We start from the raw sequence: 15,354 nt of genomic DNA on the forward strand, positions 1-15,354 counted from the left end.
GTCCCGCCCATTCAATCGACTTTAGCCCGCAGGCTCAAATGCCAAACACCACCGATGCACAAAATGCCGTGAGAGGGCTGATCGAAAGCAAGGGCCCCGCCCCCGTGCACCTGTGGGATCCGCCCTTCTGCGGCGACATCGACCTGCGGATCGACCGGAACGGCGACTGGCACCATGAGGGGCGCCCGATCACCCGACCGGCGATGGTGCGCCTGTTCGCCAATGTCCTGAAGCGCGAGGGGGACGCCTATTTCCTTGTGACGCCAGCGGAAAAGGTCGGCATCGTGGTGGAGGATGTGCCCTTCGTCCTGACCGACCTGCGGGAGGAGGACGATCGCATCGTGCTGACCACGAACCTAGCGGACGAGGTGCCGCTGTCCCCCCTGCGGATGAAGGGCGGGGTGCCCTACATGCACGTGCGCGGCGGGATGGAAGGGCGGATCGACCGCAAGACCTTCTACCGGCTGGTGGAGCGGGCCGAGGTGGAGGGCGACGCGTTCGGCCTTCGCAGCGGCGGCGCCTTCGTGGCGCTGTGCGCGGCAGAGGATCTCGACCTCTGACCGCTTGAAGCTGCGGCGGTCCACGATAGAATACCGCCAGCAAGGAGACATCGCCACATGCCCATCCCCCCGCCGGAAACCCAGACCGTCACCCGCTGGAAGGTCGCCTGCGACGGCGGCGAAGGGGCGCTGGGACATCCCCGCGTCTGGCTGACGATCCCCGCGGATAAAGGCTTCGTCGAATGCGGCTATTGCGACAAGCGGTTCGTCATCGACCGCGATCACGCGACGGGCGATCACTGACGGGTGGAAGGCGGACCCGCTTCGTGCCATATCCGTAACCCGGATAGGTAAGGAGCGGATCATGACCTTCGGCAGCGGCCACCACCTGCATCTGATCGACGGATCGGCCTTCATCTTCCGCGCCTATCACGCGCTGCCGCCGCTGACGCGCAAGTCCGACGGGCTGCCCATCGGGGCGGTCGCGGGCTTTTGCAACATGCTGTTCCGGTATGTGGAGGATTCGAAATCCGGCGACGCGCCCACGCATGTGGCCGTCATCTTCGACCATTCGTCGAAAACCTTCCGGAACGAGATCTATCCCGCCTACAAGGCCCAGCGCCCCGACCTGCCGGAAGACCTGAAGCCGCAATTCCCTCTGACGCGCGAAGCGACCCGCGCCTTCAACATCGCCTGCATCGAGACCGAAGGGTATGAGGCCGACGACATCATCGCCGCACTGTCCTGCAAAGCGCGCAACGCGGGCGGACGGGTCACCATCATCTCCTCGGACAAGGACCTGATGCAGCTGGTGGGCGACGGCGTGGAAATGCTGGACCCGATGAAGAACAAGCGCATCGGCCGTGACGAGGTGTTCGAGAAGTTCGGCGTCTGGCCCGACCGCGTGGTGGACGTGCAGGCGCTGGCCGGCGATTCGGTGGACAACGTCCCGGGCGCGCCGGGTATCGGCATCAAGACCGCGGCCCTGCTGATCCAGGAATACGGCGATCTGGACACGCTGCTGGAACGGGCGGGCGAGATCAAGCAGCCCAAGCGCCGGCAGGTCTTGATGGACTTCGCCGACCAGATCCGCGTGTCGAAGCGTCTGGTGGAACTGGACTGCAACACACCCCTCGACTTCACGCTGGAAAGCCTAGAAATCCGCGAGCCGGACGAGGGGCTGATCGACTTCCTGAACGCGATGGAGTTCCGCACGCTGACCAAGCGCGTGGCCGAAAAGCGCGGCGTCGAAGCCCCCCTGCCCGCGGCCCCGACCCCGGTGGTGGAGGCGGAGGAGCGCGAAGCCCTGCCCTTCGACCACGCCGCCTATGAAACCGTGACCGAACCTGCCCAACTGGCCGAATGGATCGCCCTGATCCGTGACGTGGGGCATGTGGCGTTCGACACCGAGACGACGGGCCTGGACGAGATGCGGGCCGATCTGGTCGGCATCTCGCTGTGCGTGACGGCGGGGCGGGCCTGCTACATCCCGCTGGCGCATCGCAGCGGCACGGACGACCTGTTTGGCGGGGCTGACCTTGTGCCCGGCCAGATGCTGATCGCGGAAGCGTTGGCGCAGCTGAAGCCGGTGATGGAGGATCCGTCGATCCTGAAGATCGCGCACAACGCCAAGTACGATTGCAAGATGCTGGCGCTGATCGGCATCGACGTGGCACCGGTCGATGACACGATGCTGATGTCCTACGTCCTGCATGCGGGCTTGCACAACCACGGCATGGACGCGCTGAGCGAGCAGTACCTGCGCCACACACCCATCCCGATCAAGGGACTGATCGGCACCGGCAAAGGCCAGATCACCTTCGACCACGTGCCGCTGGACAAGGCCACGCCCTATGCGGCCGAGGATGCCGACGTCACCCTGCGCCTGTGGGAACTGTTCAAGCCGCAACTGCACCGCAACCGCGTGACCACGGTCTATGAAACGCTGGAACGTCCGCTGGTGACCGTTCTGGCCGACATGGAGATGGCGGGCGTCCGCGTGGACCGCGATACGCTGTCGCGCATGTCGGGCGCCTTTGCCCAGAAGATGGCCATGCTGGAGGAGGAGATCCACGCGCTGGCCGGCCGCCCGTTCAACGTCGGATCGCCCAAGCAGCTGGGAGAGATCCTGTTCGACGAGCAAAGCCTTCCGGGCGGCGTGAAGGGCAAGAATGGCGCTTACGGCACCGGCGCCGACATTCTTGAGGATCTGGCCGCCGAGGGGCACGACCTTGCGGCGCGGGTTCTGGACTGGCGGCAGATCTCCAAGCTGAAATCGACCTATACCGACGCCTTGCAGGACCACATCCACCCCGACACCGGGCGGGTGCACACGTCCTACTCCATCGCGGGGGCGAACACGGGGCGGCTGGCCTCGACCGACCCGAACTTGCAGAACATTCCCGTTCGCAGCGACGAAGGCCGCCGCATCCGCGAGGCGTTCGTTGCGGGGCCGGGCAAAGTTCTGGTGTCTCTGGACTACAGCCAGATCGAATTGCGCATCCTGGCGCACATCGCCGACATTCCCGCGCTGAAGGACGCCTTCCGCGAAGGGCACGACATCCACGCCATGACCGCGTCCGAGATGTTCAACGTGCCGCTGGAAGGCATGGACCCGATGATCCGCCGTCAGGCCAAGGCCATCAACTTCGGGGTGATCTACGGAATTTCAGGCTTCGGTCTGGCCCGCAACCTGCGCATCCCACGCGCCGACGCGCAGGGCTTCATCGACCGGTATTTCGAACGCTTCCCCGGCATCCGCACCTACATGGACGAAACGATCGCCTTCGCGAAGGCCAACAACCACGTCCAGACCCTGTTCGGCCGCCGCATCAACACGCCCGAGATCAACGCCCGCGGCCCCGGCGCCGGCTTTGCCCGCCGCGCCGCGATCAACGCGCCGATCCAGGGAACGGCCGCCGACATCATCCGCCGTGCGATGATCCGCATGCCCAAGGCCATCGAAGGGCTGCCCGCCACCATGCTGCTGCAGGTCCATGACGAATTGCTGTTCGAGGTGGAGGAAGCGGCGACGGACACCCTGATCGCCCGCGCGCGCGAGGTGATGGAGGGCGCGGCCGATCCGGCGGTGAAGCTGTCCGTGCCGTTGATCGTGGACGCGGGGCGCGGCCCGAACTGGGCCGCCGCGCATTAACGCTGAAGCATCGGGCCCAGGGGGCGGCCGGCCAGAAGGTGCAGGTGATAATGCGGCACCTCCTGCCCGCCATGTCCGCCGGAGTTCGAGATGACGCGGTAGCCGGCCCCATAGCCTTCGCAGATGCGCGCGGCGGTGCGGTGGAAGTCCACCAGCTCCTCGGCCGTGGCGCGGGCGGCGAAATCGGCAAAATCCACATAGGCGCCCTTCGGGATCACCAGCACATGGTCCGGCGCGTGCGGCGCGATGTCGTGAAAGGCCAGCGTGTGCTCGGTGTCGGCCACCGTCTTGTTGGGGATCTCGCCGCGCAGGATGCGGGCGAAGATGTTCTGGGGGTCGTAGGTCATGTTCAATCCTCGAACAGGTAGTGGACAGAGGTGACTTCCAGCGCCTGATCCTCGGGGATGCCCATCAGATCGGCCAGCGCCACCGCGTTCTGCTGGGGTGACAGCTTCTGGCGCAACCGGCGGTGGCGGCCGAAGCCTGCGTCCCGGATGCGATCGCTTTCGAAGCGGAAGTCGTAGCGGATTGTCGGGATGATCCGCTCCATCGTTTCGGCCGGGGTCTGGTCGCCGGCCAGACCCACCCGCCGCGCGTGGCCGGTCAGGTAGTCGGTGTCGAATTCGCATTCCAGCTCGATGATGCGCACCACGGCCTTGTCGCTGACGAAGTCGTGGATCAGGTCGATGGAGGACGGATCGAGGCAGATCATCATCCGGTCCGTCTTCCAGTAGTCGTAAAGCATGCGCAGCAGCGCCCGGCGGTGCCGCGTGCGCTTGGCCAGCGTCGTCTCGATCCCGCCCAGGGCCGGCAGCGGGGTGTCGGCCTCGTTGAACAGGTAGTGCATCGCCTTGACGCCCAGCACCTCCTCGGCCCTGTCGACAAAGCGTTTGGCCACGTGCCATTTCTTGCAGATCACGATGGTCAGCTGCCGGTCGCGCCCGATGCTGGCCTCGGTTTCCCAGAAGCGGGGGGCGAAGCGGCGCCCGATCCGGCCCCGCTGGCGCAAGAAGGTCAGAAGGGTCCGCCCTTCGTTCGAGATGGCGAAGTCGGTGCCTTCCTTGGCCCAGAGCTGGCCCAGCCGTTCCTTCAGCTGCAACGCCTGCGGGCTGATCTTGCGCGCGAACAGGTAATCCTGCGACAGCAGCAGATCGTAATGGTCGTTGTAGAAGCTGAGCGGCATCCCGTAATCCGAGAACATCAGGAAGGTCAGCGTGCGGGTGCGGATCTGGTAATCGGGAACGACGTGACGAACCAGCGTCTGGAACATCGTCTCGTCCGGGATCCATGTGGTGGCGAAGAAGCGCAGCACGTTGGGGTTGCTGTCGCAATATTGCAGAACCGCTTCCACCGTCTGGCGGCGCAGGCACCACCACTGGCTGCCGATCTGGATCTCCAGCCCCGCGGGGATGGGGCGGGACAGCCCCATTTTCTGCTGCAGCGCCAGCGAGGCGTAGAACAGCGTCTTCTGGTTCCGTTCGTTGAAGAAATGGCGGTAGACCAGCCGTTCTTCCTTGATGCCGGTCTTGATCCAGTCGGATTTGAAGAAGTCGAAGGATTCGATGTAGTCCACATCCTCCCCGTCCAGGAAGGCCTTGGCGTATTCGGCCGACTTGATCGGCATGCAGTCGCCCGACAGCATGTAGAAATGCGTGGCCGCAGGGAAGGATTCCTCGGCCGCGCGGGTGGCCAGAAGGGTGGCGGCGATCAGGCTGTATTCGCCCCAGCCGCATTTCACCCGCTTGCGCGTGAAGACGACGCCCGAATTGCCGGCCAGCGCGCTGCGGATTCGCGCGTAATCCTCCGAACTGGCGCGCCGGTCGAAGTGGATGGCGACGAAATCGCCCGTCGCTGTCAATCGCTGCGCCTGCGCGATGATCCCGGCCGGATCCTTGTGACAAAGCAGAATGAACGCGATCTTCGCCATGTGCCGTCCCGATGTTCCAACGAAATCATTTAAATCGCTTTCTCTGCGATTGAAAAGTCCCGCATCCTCTGCTTTTGCTTATGCGGCAAGTACCTGAGCGGGAGTATGGTGATGGGGTTTCCAGGAACGTGGATGACCGAAAGCGAAAGCGTCGTGTATCGCGTCGTGCCGAAATGCGCCTGCTCCACCATCGGGCAGATCATGTTCTACACGGATCATGGCAAATTCTTCGAAGGTGACATCCACGATTCGACGGGCGGGCTGCACAAGTGGTCGCAGGCTGAAAGCCAGCCGCTGATCGAGGCGAATGTCAGCAAGCACAAGAGCGTCACCTTCACCTGCGTGCGCAACCCCTACACGCGCATTCTGTCGTCCTTCTTCGACAAGATCTGCGGCATCCAGCGCAACGGGAAGCGGTATCGCGGGAACCTCGTGCCGCTGCTGATCCAGAAATACGGGATCGAGGTGGGTGGCCCCGACGGGACCGAGGAGTTCGACCAGATCAAGAGCTTCCGGCGCTTCCTTCTGTTCGCCCGCGACACCATCCGCTTCAAGAAGCCGATGGATCCGGACATCCACTGGTCCGCCATGTCGGGCCACATCGCGACGTTCATCGTGAACGGCGGCAAGTACGACCAGATCTTCTTCACCGAGAAGTTCAACGACGGGATGCAGAAGGTCCTGAACGCGATGGAGCCGAAGCACGAGGTCGACCTGAAGGGGATGCCGCGCTTCAATGAATCCGAAGGCCACGGCCCGAAGCGCGCCCATCCGGTGGAGGATTACTTCGACGACCTGTCGATGCACCTGATGTGGGAAATCTATCGCAAGGATTTCCAGCTGTTCAAATACGACTTCGACAACCCGGCCAACAAGCTGCCGAAGTCCGAGGTGGACCTGAAAGAGGTCCACCGCCGTCTGGGCGATTAAAGAAGCCCGTGCTGATGGAACAGGGCCTTCAGGTCCTGTTCCGGCCGTGCGCCGACATGGCTGATGATCTCGGACGCGGCGATGCAGCCCATGCGTCCCGCCTCTTCCAGCGCGTAGCCGTTGGTGATCCCCCACAGGAAGCCCGCCGCGAACAGGTCGCCCGCCCCGGTCGCGTCCTGAATCTCGGTCGCGAACGCGGGAATGTGCCAGCGTTGTCCGTCGGACAGCACATGCGCGCCCTTCTCGCTCTCGGTGCAGGCGAGGATCGCCACCTGCGCGGCCGCGGCCGTCAGTGCCGTGTCCAGATCGGTCGTGCCATACATCGACAGGATCTCCGCCCGGTTGGCGAACAGCAGGTCCACGTCCTGTTCGATCAGGCGGCGGAAGGCGTCGCGGTGACGTTCCACGCAGAACGGGTCCGACAGGGTCAGCGCCACGCGGCCACCGGCCGCCTTGCAGGCACGGATCGCCTTTTCGAACGCCGCATGGCTGTCCGGCCCGTCGAAGCGGTAGCCTTCCAGATAGATCCATTCCGAATCGGCCACCATCTCCACGTCGATATCCTCGGGGCCAAGGAATTCGGACACGCCAAGATAGGTGTTCATCGAACGCTCCCCATCCGGGGTCACGCAGACAAGGCAGCGGCCGGTTTCCTGCACCGTGTCCACGCCCGCCATCGGGGTTTCGAAGGTCGCGCCCTGCGCGCGTAGGTCATGGGCGAAGATGGCGCCCAGCTGATCGTTGCGCACCTTTCCGATATAGGCGGTGGGCCCGCCCAGATGCGCGATGCCCGCGATGGTATTCGCGGCCGACCCGCCCGACACTTCGCGCGCGGGACCGATATGGGCGTAAAGCTCCACCGCGCGGTCGCGGTCGATCAGCTGCATGATGCCCTTGTCGATGCCGTGATCCTGAAGAAACGCATCGTCGGTGCGCGCCAGCACATCGACCATGGCGTTGCCGATGCCCGTGACGTGATACTTCTTCATGCCGTTTTTTCCTCGTAAGCGCAGAATTCATAGATAGGACAGATGCCGCATTTCGGTTTTCGCGCGATGCAGATGTAGCGCCCGTGCAGGATCAGCCAGTGGTGGGCGTGCAGGGCAAATTGTGCCGGCACATGGTCCTCCAGCGCCCGCTCCACCGCATCGACATCGCGGCCGGGGGCTAGGCCCGTGCGGTTGCCCACGCGGAAGATATGTGTATCGACGGCCTGCGTCGGCTGGTGGAACCACATGTTCAGCACGACATTCGCCGTCTTGCGTCCCACGCCTGGCAGGGTTTGCAGCGCCGCCCGCGAGGAAGGAACCTCGCCGCCATAATCTTCGACCAGAATCCGGCTCAGCTTCATGACATTTTTGGCCTTCTGGCGGAACAGCCCGATGGTCTTGATCGCCTCCAGCAACCGCCCCTCGCCGAAGTCCAGCATCTGCTGGGGCGTGGTCACTTGGGCGAACAGCCCTTTGGTCGCCTTGTTGACGCCGGCATCCGTGGCCTGCGCCGACAGCGCCACCGCCACGACCAGCGTGTAGGCGTTCACGTGATCCAGCTCGCCTTTCGGCTCCGGCTCGATCTCGTGCAGGCGGGTGAAGATCGCCTTGATGGTTTGATAAGGAAGCTGGCGTGCCATGGCGACGGTATGACAGCCCGCCTGCAAAGCCGCAAGATTCGGGTCGCCCGGATGGCGGCGCGGGCGTATCTTCCGGGCATGTCATACCATTACCCCATCATCGCCCGCGCCTTGGACGCCATTGCCGAACGGCCCGACCTCTCGCTGGAGGACGCGGCGGCGGTGGCGGGCCTGTCGCCCGCGCATTTCCAGCGGGTCTTCTCGGCCTGGGTGGGTGTTTCGCCGAAGCGATTCTCGCAATATCTGGCGCTGGATCATGCGCGGCATCTGCTGGCCGCCCAGACCACCGTTCTGGAAACCAGCCACGCTGCCGGCCTGTCGGGCGGTGGGCGGCTGCACGACCTGTTCCTGCGGTGGGAGGCGATGAGCCCCGGCGACTACGCCCGTGCCGGGGAGGGGCTGAGAATTGGATGGACGCGCCTCCCCTCCCCGTTCGGGGAGGCCGTAGTCATGGCGACCGATCGCGGCATCTGCGGCATCGGGTTCGATGACCCCGATTTCGATGCCTTTGCCGACCTGACCCGCCGCTGGCCCCGTGCGCGGTATGAGCAGGACATGGCCATCGCCCCCTTGGCCCAAGCGGCGTTCGAGGGGCGGCAAGCCCGCCTGCACCTGATGGGCGGCCCGTTCCAGATCAAGGTGTGGGAAGCGCTGCTGTCCGTGCCCTCGGGACAGGTGACGACCTATTCCACCATCGCCACCCGCATCGGTCATCCGGGGGCAGTGCGGGCGGTGGGCACCGCGATCGGGCGCAACCCGGTCAGCTGGCTGATCCCCTGCCATCGCGCCCTGCGCAAGACCGGGGCATTGGGGGGCTACCACTGGGGGTTGACGCGCAAGCGGGCGATGCTGGCGCATGAATCGGCTCGGCGCGATGCCGCCGATGTGACGGAGGAACTATCGGAACGCCTCTGACGTTGGTATAGCCATATGCCCACGCATTGGCGTGAACGCGAGATACGAGGCGTCAGAATGAACTTCAAACTTCCCCTTCTCCTTGGCACCGTGGGCCTTGTTGCCCTTGCAGGTTGCAACGATCCCTATGGCACCGGCGTGGGCCCGGGCGGGGCCGCGAACCAGAAAACCAACATGGGCGCCATCACCGGCGCGATCATCGGCGGCGCGCTGGGTGCGCAGTCGGGCGAGGATCGCGCGGCCAAGATCGCCGGTGGCGCCCTGGTCGGCGGCATCCTGGGCGGCGCGGCCGGCGCCGAACTGGACCGTCAGGCGGCGCAACTCCGCTCCACCACCAGCTCCAACATCAACGTGACAAACACGGGGAACGAGCTTGTGGTGAACATGCCGCAGGACCTGCTGTTCGCGACCGACAGCTCCAACCTGCGGGCCGATCTGCAGGCGGACCTTCAGGCCGTGTCCCGGAACCTGGTGCAATACCCGAACTCCACCATCCAGATCGCGGGCCACACCGACAACACGGGCAGCGCCGCCTACAACCAGGCCTTGTCGGAACGTCGTGCCTCCGCCGTGGCGCAGGTGCTGATCCGCAACGGCGTGCCCGCCAACCGGATCTCCTCCTACGGCATGGGGCTGAGCCAGCCGGTCGCCTCCAACGCGACGGCCGAAGGTCGCGCTCAGAACCGCCGGGTGGACATCGTCATCCGCCCGATCCAGCGCTAAGCAAAAGGCCGGTCGAAAGACCGGCCTTTTTCATGATGCGTCGCTGGCGATCAGTGAAGCTTCTGGCCGACCTGATCGATGGCCGCGTCGATGGAGATCGAGCGGCTTTCCGGCGTCATCTGGCGGGCCAGAACGTCGCGGGCCGCTTCGACCGCCGCAAGGATGGCGCGTTCGCGCACTTCCTTGACGGCACCGGCTTCGGCCGCCGCGATCTGGTCTTCCGCCGCCTTGATCCGGCGCGTGACCGTTTCCTGCAGCGTCAGCTTCGCCTGCTCGGACGCGTGGACCGCGTCCTGCCGGGCCTTGGCCACGATGCGCTCGGACTGCTCGATTACTTCCTTCTGCTTACGCTCGTACGAGGCGAGCAGGGCCTTGGCTTCTTCGCGAAGGGCCTTGGCCTCGTCCAGCTCGTTCCGGATGTCGGTCGAGCGCTTGTCCAGCATCGACGTGATCCGGGCCGGTACCTTGGCCCAAAGAAGGATGCCCACGAAGATCAGGAAGGCGATGCCGACCGTGAAGTTCGTGTTGTAGAGCGAGAAGAACGGAGCGTCGGACGCCGCAAGTGCGGGCGTGGCGGCCAGCGCCAGAAGGATGGAAAGCGTCTTCATCACATCACACCTTCACATGGCTGGCGACAGCCGCATCGATCGTCCCGTCCGGCCGGCCACCCAGAGCCGCGACCAGCGCCGCCGCGGTTTCGGTGGCGACGTCCGTCACGCTTTGCCGCATGCCGGCCCGCATGTCCGCGATCCGGGACTCGGACACAGCCACACGTGCGGCAATTTCCGCATCGGCGCGTGCAATGGCGTCGGCCAGATCGGCATCGGTCGCCGCGCGTGCGTCGGCCGCGATCGCCTGCGCTTCGGCACGCGCCTTGGCAAGGGCGGCTTCATACGCCTTTTCGGCGTCCTTGGCTTTCTGCTTCAGTTCTTCCGCGGCCAGCAGATCGTTGGTGATCGCGCCACGACGTTCGGACAGGACCGAACCGATGCGCGGCAGCGCGACGCGGGTCAGCAGCAGGTAGATGGCCACCAGGGCGACCAGAAGCCAGAAGATCTGGTTTGGCCAACTGGAAAAATCCAGTTGCGGCATGCCCGCAGCATGAGGGGCCTCGCCGTGCGCGGCTTCCGCCACGTCTTGAACTTGATGTTCCATGAATTCCCTCCGCGGCGTCAAGGATCAGGCCGAAGGGGCGGTCAACCCCCTCGGCCAAAGGATCGTCGTGCCTTGGATCAGACGGCGAACATCAGCAGCAGGGCGATCAGGAAGGCGAAGATGCCCAGAGCTTCGGCAAACGCGATGCCGACGAACAGGTTCGCCATCTGGCCAGCGGCCGCCGACGGGTTGCGCAGGGCGCCCGACAGGAAGTTGCCGGCAATGTGGCCGACGCCGATACCTGCTGCGCCGCAACCGATCGCAGCCAGACCAGCACCGATGTATTGGCCCATGAGAGCGAGTTCTTGCATTGTCGTATCTCCTTGAGTTGGCAGAAGGGTCGAACCCGTCGGTGCCCGTTAGTGATGATTGTCCGCCACCGCGTCACGCAGATAGACGCAGGTCAGAATGGTGAAAACATAGGCCTGAACGACCGCGACCAGCGTTTCCAGACCGTAGATGACGGTCACGGCGCCAATGGCCACCGGCGACAGGATCGCCATCGTGGCGAAGCCCGCGAACACCTTGATGACGGCGTGGCCGGCCATCAGGTTGCCCGCAAGACGGATGGAATGGCTGACGGGGCGCACGAAGTAGGAAATCAGCTCAATGATGGCCAGGACCGGACGGACCGGCAGCGGCGCGGCTTCGACCCAGAACATCTTCAGGAAGCCCGGACCCTTGCGCACGAAGCCCAGGATCGTGACGCCCACGAAGACCATCAGCGCCAGTGTCACGGTAACGGCCACGTGGCTGGTCGTCGTGAACGAAGCGGGGATCAGGCCCAGCAGGTTGGCGAACAGGATGAACATGAACAGCGTCATGACATAGGGGAAGTACTTCACGCCCTCGGGCCCGGTCACTTCCTCCACCATGTTGTGAACGACGCCATAGGCCATTTCGGCCATGGACTGGCTGCGGCTGGGAACCAGCGCGCGGCGACGGGTGCCGAAGATCATCAGCGCGGCCACACACAGCACGGCCAGCGCCAGCCACAGCGTCACGTTGGTGACGGTGTACCACTGGACCGGACCGTCGCTGAACAGCGGACGGACAATGAACTGATCCATCGGATGGATGGCAAAACCGCCTGCTGCCGTTTCCGTCTCCACGCCCTATTCCTCTCGCTTCGGGACGTCGCCGTCCGTCATTTCCTTCGACTGCACGCTTTGCGCCGTCCGCATCATGGTCCGCACCCCGCCGGCAAAGCCCAGCAGCGTGAAGAGGATCAGGAACAGCGGCAAGGTTCCCAGCAGCACATCCAGCCCATAGCCGATGCCGAACCCGATCAGCAGCCCGGCCACCAGTTCGGTGATCATGCGCCAACCGATCTCGCCCTGCGAGAACGCCTCGCCTGCCTTCCCGGTCCGCTTCGGCACGGCCGAGCCCTTCGCCTTCGCGAGGCGCGCCTCGAGTGCGCGCAGCCGCTCTGGATCGGGGTCGTCCGCCATGAACACGTCCCTGTGACAGTTGAAGCGTTGCTACTGCCCCCTCCCCTTCAAGTCAAGGAAGCGGGGGACACGTCAAGCCATTGTTCAAGCAGGGGAAAGGTTCGGTTCACCTTCCTGTGCCAGAATGTCGCACCCACCGGCCCCCGGTGTTCCTAAACCGTGCGGTTGATCGTGATGCGTTGACCTTTCCCGCACGCCGCGCAAGATGACCGTCATGCCGGATCCCCTTGACCTTATCTTTGCCGCCCTGGCAGACCCGACCCGGCGGGCGATCCTGTCGATGCTGCTGGAAGACGACATGGCGGTGTCCGATGTGGCCGCCCCCTTTCAGATGTCGCTGGCGGCGGTGTCCAAGCATCTTCAGGTTCTGGTCGCGGCGGGGCTTGTGACGCAGGAACAGCAAGGTCGCGTGCGCTGGTGCCGGCTGGAGCCGGACGCGCTGCGCCGTGCCTCGGTCTGGATGCAGGGGTTCGGGCAGTTCGACCCGATGGATCTGGACGCCTTCGAACGGTTCCTGAAGGCCGAGCTGGGCTGACCCTCAGAAATCGACCGTCACCCCGGGAAGGCGCAGTTCGGCCACCAGATCCCGCACCTCCTGCCGTGCGGCGATGTTGGACAGGTTGAGCGTTTCCACCCCCGTGTCCTTCAGGTCCAGCAGGGTCAGGCCGCGGGGAAACAGCTCGCGGAAGATCACCCGTTCGGAAAAGCCGGGGGCCACGCGGAAGCCGATGCGCTTGGACAGATCCTCCAGCGCCGCACCGACCTTCTTCTTGTTGTGCATCTGCTGGGCGCCAAGGCGGTTGCGCAGCACGATCCAGTCGATCGGCTTCAACCCCGCCTGCCCCCGCAACTGGCGCGCGTTCCACACCATCTCGGAATAGATCGACGGGCCCTTGACCTTGCCGGTGTCGGGATCGATCCGGGCCAGCAGGTCGAAGTCGATGAAGCTGTCGTTCAGCGGGGTGATCAGTGTGTCCGCCAACGTGTGGGCCACCTGGCTCAGGCGCGTGTGCGATCCCGGGCAGTCGATCAGGATGAAGTCCGACACCGGCTCCAGCTGCGCCACGCCAAGGGCCAGCCGGCGGTCCAGCACATTCTCCCCCGCGCCGACCTTGGCTTCCTCCACCTCCGGCAGGGCAAGGTAATGCGGAGACGGCAGGTCGAGCCCCGTCCGCGCCAGAAAGGCCGCGCGATTTTCCGTGTAGCGGCCGAAGCTGCGCTGCCGGACATCCAGATCCAGCGCGCCCACGCGATGGCCCATGCGGACGAGCGCTGTGGCCACATGCATGCAGGTGGTCGATTTGCCCGACCCGCCCTTTTCGTTGCCCACGACGATGATATGCGCCACGAAACTGTTCCCGCTTTTCCTGTTCAAGCGGCTAGCGTCTGGCCGGGCCTCGCGCAAGGGGCGGGTGGCGGAAAGGCCGGGGTTGTGGCGCAAAGACAAAGGGCGCGGTTTCCCGCGCCCTTCTTTCCGATCTCAGAAGCCCAGACCGGCGTATTTGTTCTTGAACTTGGACACGCGGCCACCGGTGTCCATCAGACGGCTGGTGCCGCCGGTCCATGCCGGGTGTGCCAGCGGGTCGATGTCCAGGGACATCTGGTCGCCGTCTTTGCCCCAGGTCGAACGGACCTGGTAAACGGTGCCGTCCGTCATCTTGACGTTGATGAAGTGATAGTCGGGATGGATGTCGTTTTTCATCGTTCCAGTCCTTACGCTTCGACGGCGTTCTTGTTTTTGTACGTGGTGTCTTCGGCGATACGTGCCGATTTGCCACGACGTGCACGAAGGTAGTACAGCTTCGCGCGGCGCACACGGCCACGACGCACAACCTCGATCGTCTCGATGTTGGTCGAGTAGAGGGGGAACACACGTTCCACACCCTCACCGAAGGAGATTTTCCGCACGGTGAACGAAGCGGCCAGCGTGGCACCGCCCTTGCGGGAAATGCAGACGCCTTCGTAGGCCTGCACGCGGGTGCGGGTGCCTTCGGTCACTTTGTAGCCGACGCGGATGGTGTCGCCGGCCTTGAAATCCGGGATGGTCTTGCCGAGGGCGGCGATCTGCTCCGCCTCGATCTGTGCGATCAGGTTCATCGCGTGTCCTTTCAAATCTCGTGGTGTTCCACGATGGTGATGCCGCCAGAGAGCTCTCAGTCTTCGCCCGGGTCCCTACCGTGCCGTGCACAGTAAGCCCGCCAGAGATCAGGCCTGCGTTCCTTTGTCAGCCTTTCGGCCATCGCCTTCCGCCAGCCGGAGATGTTCGCGTGATGGCCGGACAGAAGCACTTCCGGTATCTCGCGGTCCTGCCAGACCGAAGGTTTCGTGTATTGCGGAAACTCCAAAAGTCCATCCGAGAAGGACTCCTCCTCGGTGGACGCGTGATTCCCGATGACGCGCGGTATAAGGCGAACCGTCGCGTCGATCAAGGCCTGTGCCGCAATCTCCCCCCCGGTCATGACGAAGTCGCCAAGGCTGACCTCCTCGATCCCGTAATGGTCGATCACGCGCTGGTCCACGCCTTCGAAGCGGCCGCACAGAAGGGTCACCCCCGGCCCTTCGGACCAGCGCTGCGCCATCGCCTGATCGAACGGCTTTCCGCGCGGTGACAGGTAGACGACAGGCCAGCCCGCCGGTTCCGCCGCCGCGTCCAGGGCCTTGGCCACGATGTCCGGGCGGATGACCAGCCCGGCCCCGCCGCCTGCCGGCGTGTCATCGACATTGCGGTGCTTGCCTTCGCCGAAGGTGCGCAGATCGATCGTTTCCAGCGCCCACAGCCCGAAATCCAGCGCCTTGCCCGTCAGGGACAGGCCCAGCGTGCCGGGAAAGGCCTCGGGGAACAGGGTGATGATCTTGGCCCGCCACGCGCCCTGCACGCGGACATCCGCCATCAGGTCGCGCGGCTTGGAAGACGCGCTGATCGCAAGGCGGCCATGGGATTTTGTCGGAATGCTCATCCCTTCGCCTCT

General features: G+C 64.6%; 20 protein-coding genes. 7 read left to right on the forward strand and 13 right to left on the reverse strand.

Going from position 1 to position 15,354, the window contains the following annotated elements; genetic code table 11:
- The first annotated feature begins 68 nt into the window (after nucleotides 1–68).
- The 3 genes from ACSHZY_RS00440 to polA all read left to right on the forward strand — a co-directional run bounded on the left by ACSHZY_RS00440 (nucleotide 69) and on the right by polA (nucleotide 3,654).
- Nucleotides 69–560 (forward strand): DUF1285 domain-containing protein, encoded by a 492-nt coding sequence (locus ACSHZY_RS00440; RefSeq protein WP_435163956.1) that lies wholly within the window; start codon nucleotides 69–71, stop codon nucleotides 558–560.
- Between the two features lie 57 nt (nucleotides 561–617).
- Nucleotides 618–803 (forward strand): zinc-finger domain-containing protein, encoded by a 186-nt coding sequence (locus tag ACSHZY_RS00445; RefSeq protein WP_435163959.1) that lies wholly within the window; start codon nucleotides 618–620, stop codon nucleotides 801–803.
- A 61-nt stretch (nucleotides 804–864) separates the two neighbouring features.
- Nucleotides 865–3,654: a DNA polymerase I gene (polA, locus tag ACSHZY_RS00450; RefSeq protein WP_435163962.1), complete on the forward strand. Its 2,790-nt coding sequence runs from the start codon at nucleotides 865–867 to the stop codon at nucleotides 3,652–3,654.
- On the opposite strand, the gene ACSHZY_RS00455 is transcribed toward polA, so the two are convergent.
- Both ACSHZY_RS00455 and ACSHZY_RS00460 read right to left on the reverse strand, forming a co-directional pair.
- Nucleotides 3,651–4,007 (reverse strand): HIT domain-containing protein, encoded by a 357-nt coding sequence (locus tag ACSHZY_RS00455; protein WP_435163965.1) that lies wholly within the window; start codon nucleotides 4,005–4,007, stop codon nucleotides 3,651–3,653. The genes polA and ACSHZY_RS00455 overlap by 4 nt on opposite strands.
- The gene (locus tag ACSHZY_RS00460) at nucleotides 4,004–5,581 is read right to left on the reverse strand and encodes a DUF5928 domain-containing protein (RefSeq protein WP_435163967.1); all 1,578 of its coding nucleotides are present in this window, start codon (nucleotides 5,579–5,581) and stop codon (nucleotides 4,004–4,006) included. Before ACSHZY_RS00460 ends, ACSHZY_RS00455 begins: the two co-directional genes overlap by 4 nt.
- Before the next feature lie 111 nt (nucleotides 5,582–5,692).
- On the opposite strand from ACSHZY_RS00460, the gene ACSHZY_RS00465 reads away from it, so the two are divergent.
- On the forward strand, nucleotides 5,693–6,511 hold the full coding sequence (locus ACSHZY_RS00465) for a sulfotransferase family protein (RefSeq protein ID WP_435163970.1): 819 nt from the start codon (nucleotides 5,693–5,695) through the stop codon (nucleotides 6,509–6,511).
- Here ACSHZY_RS00465 and ACSHZY_RS00470 read toward each other — a convergent pair.
- Together ACSHZY_RS00470 and nth are read right to left on the reverse strand one after the other, a co-directional pair.
- The gene (locus tag ACSHZY_RS00470) at nucleotides 6,508–7,500 is read right to left on the reverse strand and encodes an adenosine kinase (protein ID WP_435163972.1); all 993 of its coding nucleotides are present in this window, start codon (nucleotides 7,498–7,500) and stop codon (nucleotides 6,508–6,510) included. The two genes, ACSHZY_RS00465 and ACSHZY_RS00470, sit on opposite strands and share 4 nt — an antisense overlap.
- Nucleotides 7,497–8,141 carry an endonuclease III gene (gene nth / locus ACSHZY_RS00475; protein WP_435163974.1) on the reverse strand — a complete coding sequence of 215 codons (645 nt, stop codon included), beginning with the start codon at nucleotides 8,139–8,141 and terminating at the stop codon, nucleotides 7,497–7,499. The genes ACSHZY_RS00470 and nth overlap by 4 nt, the downstream gene beginning before the upstream one ends.
- 51 nt (nucleotides 8,142–8,192) lie before the next feature.
- Here nth and ACSHZY_RS00480 point away from each other — a divergent pair, with 51 nt between their 5' ends.
- Nucleotides 8,193–9,056 carry a methylated-DNA--[protein]-cysteine S-methyltransferase gene (locus ACSHZY_RS00480; protein WP_435165416.1) on the forward strand — a complete coding sequence of 288 codons (864 nt, stop codon included), beginning with the start codon at nucleotides 8,193–8,195 and terminating at the stop codon, nucleotides 9,054–9,056.
- 57 nt (nucleotides 9,057–9,113) lie between these two features.
- The gene (locus ACSHZY_RS00485; RefSeq protein WP_435163976.1) at nucleotides 9,114–9,779 is read left to right on the forward strand and encodes an OmpA family protein; all 666 of its coding nucleotides are present in this window, start codon (nucleotides 9,114–9,116) and stop codon (nucleotides 9,777–9,779) included.
- 50 nt (nucleotides 9,780–9,829) lie between these two features.
- Here the strand turns inward: ACSHZY_RS00485 and ACSHZY_RS00490 are convergent, their stop codons facing one another.
- The 5 genes from ACSHZY_RS00490 to ACSHZY_RS00510 form a co-directional block, all read right to left on the reverse strand.
- A complete protein-coding gene (locus ACSHZY_RS00490) occupies nucleotides 9,830–10,387 on the reverse strand; it encodes a F0F1 ATP synthase subunit B (protein WP_435163978.1) in 558 nt (185 codons plus the stop codon).
- Nucleotides 10,388–10,391: 4 nt separating this feature from the next.
- On the reverse strand, nucleotides 10,392–10,934 hold the full coding sequence (locus ACSHZY_RS00495; protein ID WP_435163981.1) for a F0F1 ATP synthase subunit B': 543 nt from the start codon (nucleotides 10,932–10,934) through the stop codon (nucleotides 10,392–10,394).
- A 77-nt stretch (nucleotides 10,935–11,011) separates the two neighbouring features.
- Nucleotides 11,012–11,245: a F0F1 ATP synthase subunit C gene (locus tag ACSHZY_RS00500; RefSeq protein ID WP_435163984.1), complete on the reverse strand. Its 234-nt coding sequence runs from the start codon at nucleotides 11,243–11,245 to the stop codon at nucleotides 11,012–11,014.
- Nucleotides 11,246–11,293: 48 nt separating this feature from the next.
- Nucleotides 11,294–12,046 carry a F0F1 ATP synthase subunit A gene (locus ACSHZY_RS00505; protein WP_435163987.1) on the reverse strand — a complete coding sequence of 251 codons (753 nt, stop codon included), beginning with the start codon at nucleotides 12,044–12,046 and terminating at the stop codon, nucleotides 11,294–11,296.
- Nucleotides 12,047–12,049: 3 nt separating this feature from the next.
- The gene (locus tag ACSHZY_RS00510; RefSeq protein WP_435163990.1) at nucleotides 12,050–12,385 is read right to left on the reverse strand and encodes an AtpZ/AtpI family protein; all 336 of its coding nucleotides are present in this window, start codon (nucleotides 12,383–12,385) and stop codon (nucleotides 12,050–12,052) included.
- A 214-nt stretch (nucleotides 12,386–12,599) separates the two neighbouring features.
- On the opposite strand from ACSHZY_RS00510, the gene ACSHZY_RS00515 reads away from it, so the two are divergent.
- Nucleotides 12,600–12,920, forward strand: coding sequence for an ArsR/SmtB family transcription factor (locus ACSHZY_RS00515; protein WP_435163993.1), 321 nt, complete (start codon nucleotides 12,600–12,602; stop codon nucleotides 12,918–12,920).
- Nucleotides 12,921–12,923: 3 nt separating this feature from the next.
- Here the strand turns inward: ACSHZY_RS00515 and ACSHZY_RS00520 are convergent, their stop codons facing one another.
- From ACSHZY_RS00520 to trmD, 4 genes are all read right to left on the reverse strand, one after another.
- Complete coding sequence (locus ACSHZY_RS00520) at nucleotides 12,924–13,733, reverse strand: division plane positioning ATPase MipZ (protein ID WP_435163996.1); 810 nt, start codon at nucleotides 13,731–13,733, stop codon at nucleotides 12,924–12,926.
- Between the two features lie 132 nt (nucleotides 13,734–13,865).
- The gene (gene rpmE / locus ACSHZY_RS00525; protein WP_435163998.1) at nucleotides 13,866–14,087 is read right to left on the reverse strand and encodes a 50S ribosomal protein L31; all 222 of its coding nucleotides are present in this window, start codon (nucleotides 14,085–14,087) and stop codon (nucleotides 13,866–13,868) included.
- Nucleotides 14,088–14,098: 11 nt separating this feature from the next.
- The gene (gene rplS / locus ACSHZY_RS00530) at nucleotides 14,099–14,482 is read right to left on the reverse strand and encodes a 50S ribosomal protein L19 (RefSeq protein ID WP_435164001.1); all 384 of its coding nucleotides are present in this window, start codon (nucleotides 14,480–14,482) and stop codon (nucleotides 14,099–14,101) included.
- 56 nt (nucleotides 14,483–14,538) lie between these two features.
- Nucleotides 14,539–15,342: a tRNA (guanosine(37)-N1)-methyltransferase TrmD gene (gene trmD / locus ACSHZY_RS00535; protein ID WP_435164004.1), complete on the reverse strand. Its 804-nt coding sequence runs from the start codon at nucleotides 15,340–15,342 to the stop codon at nucleotides 14,539–14,541.
- Nucleotides 15,343–15,354 lie beyond the last annotated feature (12 nt).

The sequence above is a fragment of the Falsirhodobacter sp. 1013 genome, from assembly GCF_051195255.1.
In the GTDB taxonomy this organism is placed as follows: Bacteria; Pseudomonadota; Alphaproteobacteria; order Rhodobacterales; family Rhodobacteraceae; genus Falsirhodobacter.

Excerpts from the sequence above, each read along its gene's own strand:
- ACSHZY_RS00445 (WP_435163959.1), top strand. The coding sequence starts at position 618 with ATGCCCATCCCCCCGCCGGAAACCCAGACCGTCACCCGCTGGAAGGTC.
- polA (WP_435163962.1), top strand. The coding sequence starts at position 865 with ATGACCTTCGGCAGCGGCCACCACCTGCATCTGATCGACGGATCGGCC.
- ACSHZY_RS00460 (WP_435163967.1), bottom strand. The coding sequence starts at position 5,581 with ATGGCGAAGATCGCGTTCATTCTGCTTTGTCACAAGGATCCGGCCGGG.
- ACSHZY_RS00465 (WP_435163970.1), top strand. The coding sequence starts at position 5,693 with ATGGGGTTTCCAGGAACGTGGATGACCGAAAGCGAAAGCGTCGTGTAT.
- ACSHZY_RS00470 (WP_435163972.1), bottom strand. The coding sequence starts at position 7,500 with ATGAAGAAGTATCACGTCACGGGCATCGGCAACGCCATGGTCGATGTG.
- nth (WP_435163974.1), bottom strand. The coding sequence starts at position 8,141 with ATGGCACGCCAGCTTCCTTATCAAACCATCAAGGCGATCTTCACCCGC.
- ACSHZY_RS00480 (WP_435165416.1), top strand. The coding sequence starts at position 8,193 with ATGGCGGCGCGGGCGTATCTTCCGGGCATGTCATACCATTACCCCATC.
- ACSHZY_RS00485 (WP_435163976.1), top strand. The coding sequence starts at position 9,114 with ATGAACTTCAAACTTCCCCTTCTCCTTGGCACCGTGGGCCTTGTTGCC.
- ACSHZY_RS00490 (WP_435163978.1), bottom strand. The coding sequence starts at position 10,387 with ATGAAGACGCTTTCCATCCTTCTGGCGCTGGCCGCCACGCCCGCACTT.
- ACSHZY_RS00495 (WP_435163981.1), bottom strand. The coding sequence starts at position 10,934 with ATGGAACATCAAGTTCAAGACGTGGCGGAAGCCGCGCACGGCGAGGCC.
- ACSHZY_RS00500 (WP_435163984.1), bottom strand. The coding sequence starts at position 11,245 with ATGCAAGAACTCGCTCTCATGGGCCAATACATCGGTGCTGGTCTGGCT.
- ACSHZY_RS00510 (WP_435163990.1), bottom strand. The coding sequence starts at position 12,385 with ATGGCGGACGACCCCGATCCAGAGCGGCTGCGCGCACTCGAGGCGCGC.
- ACSHZY_RS00515 (WP_435163993.1), top strand. The coding sequence starts at position 12,600 with ATGCCGGATCCCCTTGACCTTATCTTTGCCGCCCTGGCAGACCCGACC.
- rpmE (WP_435163998.1), bottom strand. The coding sequence starts at position 14,087 with ATGAAAAACGACATCCATCCCGACTATCACTTCATCAACGTCAAGATG.
- rplS (WP_435164001.1), bottom strand. The coding sequence starts at position 14,482 with ATGAACCTGATCGCACAGATCGAGGCGGAGCAGATCGCCGCCCTCGGC.
- trmD (WP_435164004.1), bottom strand. The coding sequence starts at position 15,342 with ATGAGCATTCCGACAAAATCCCATGGCCGCCTTGCGATCAGCGCGTCT.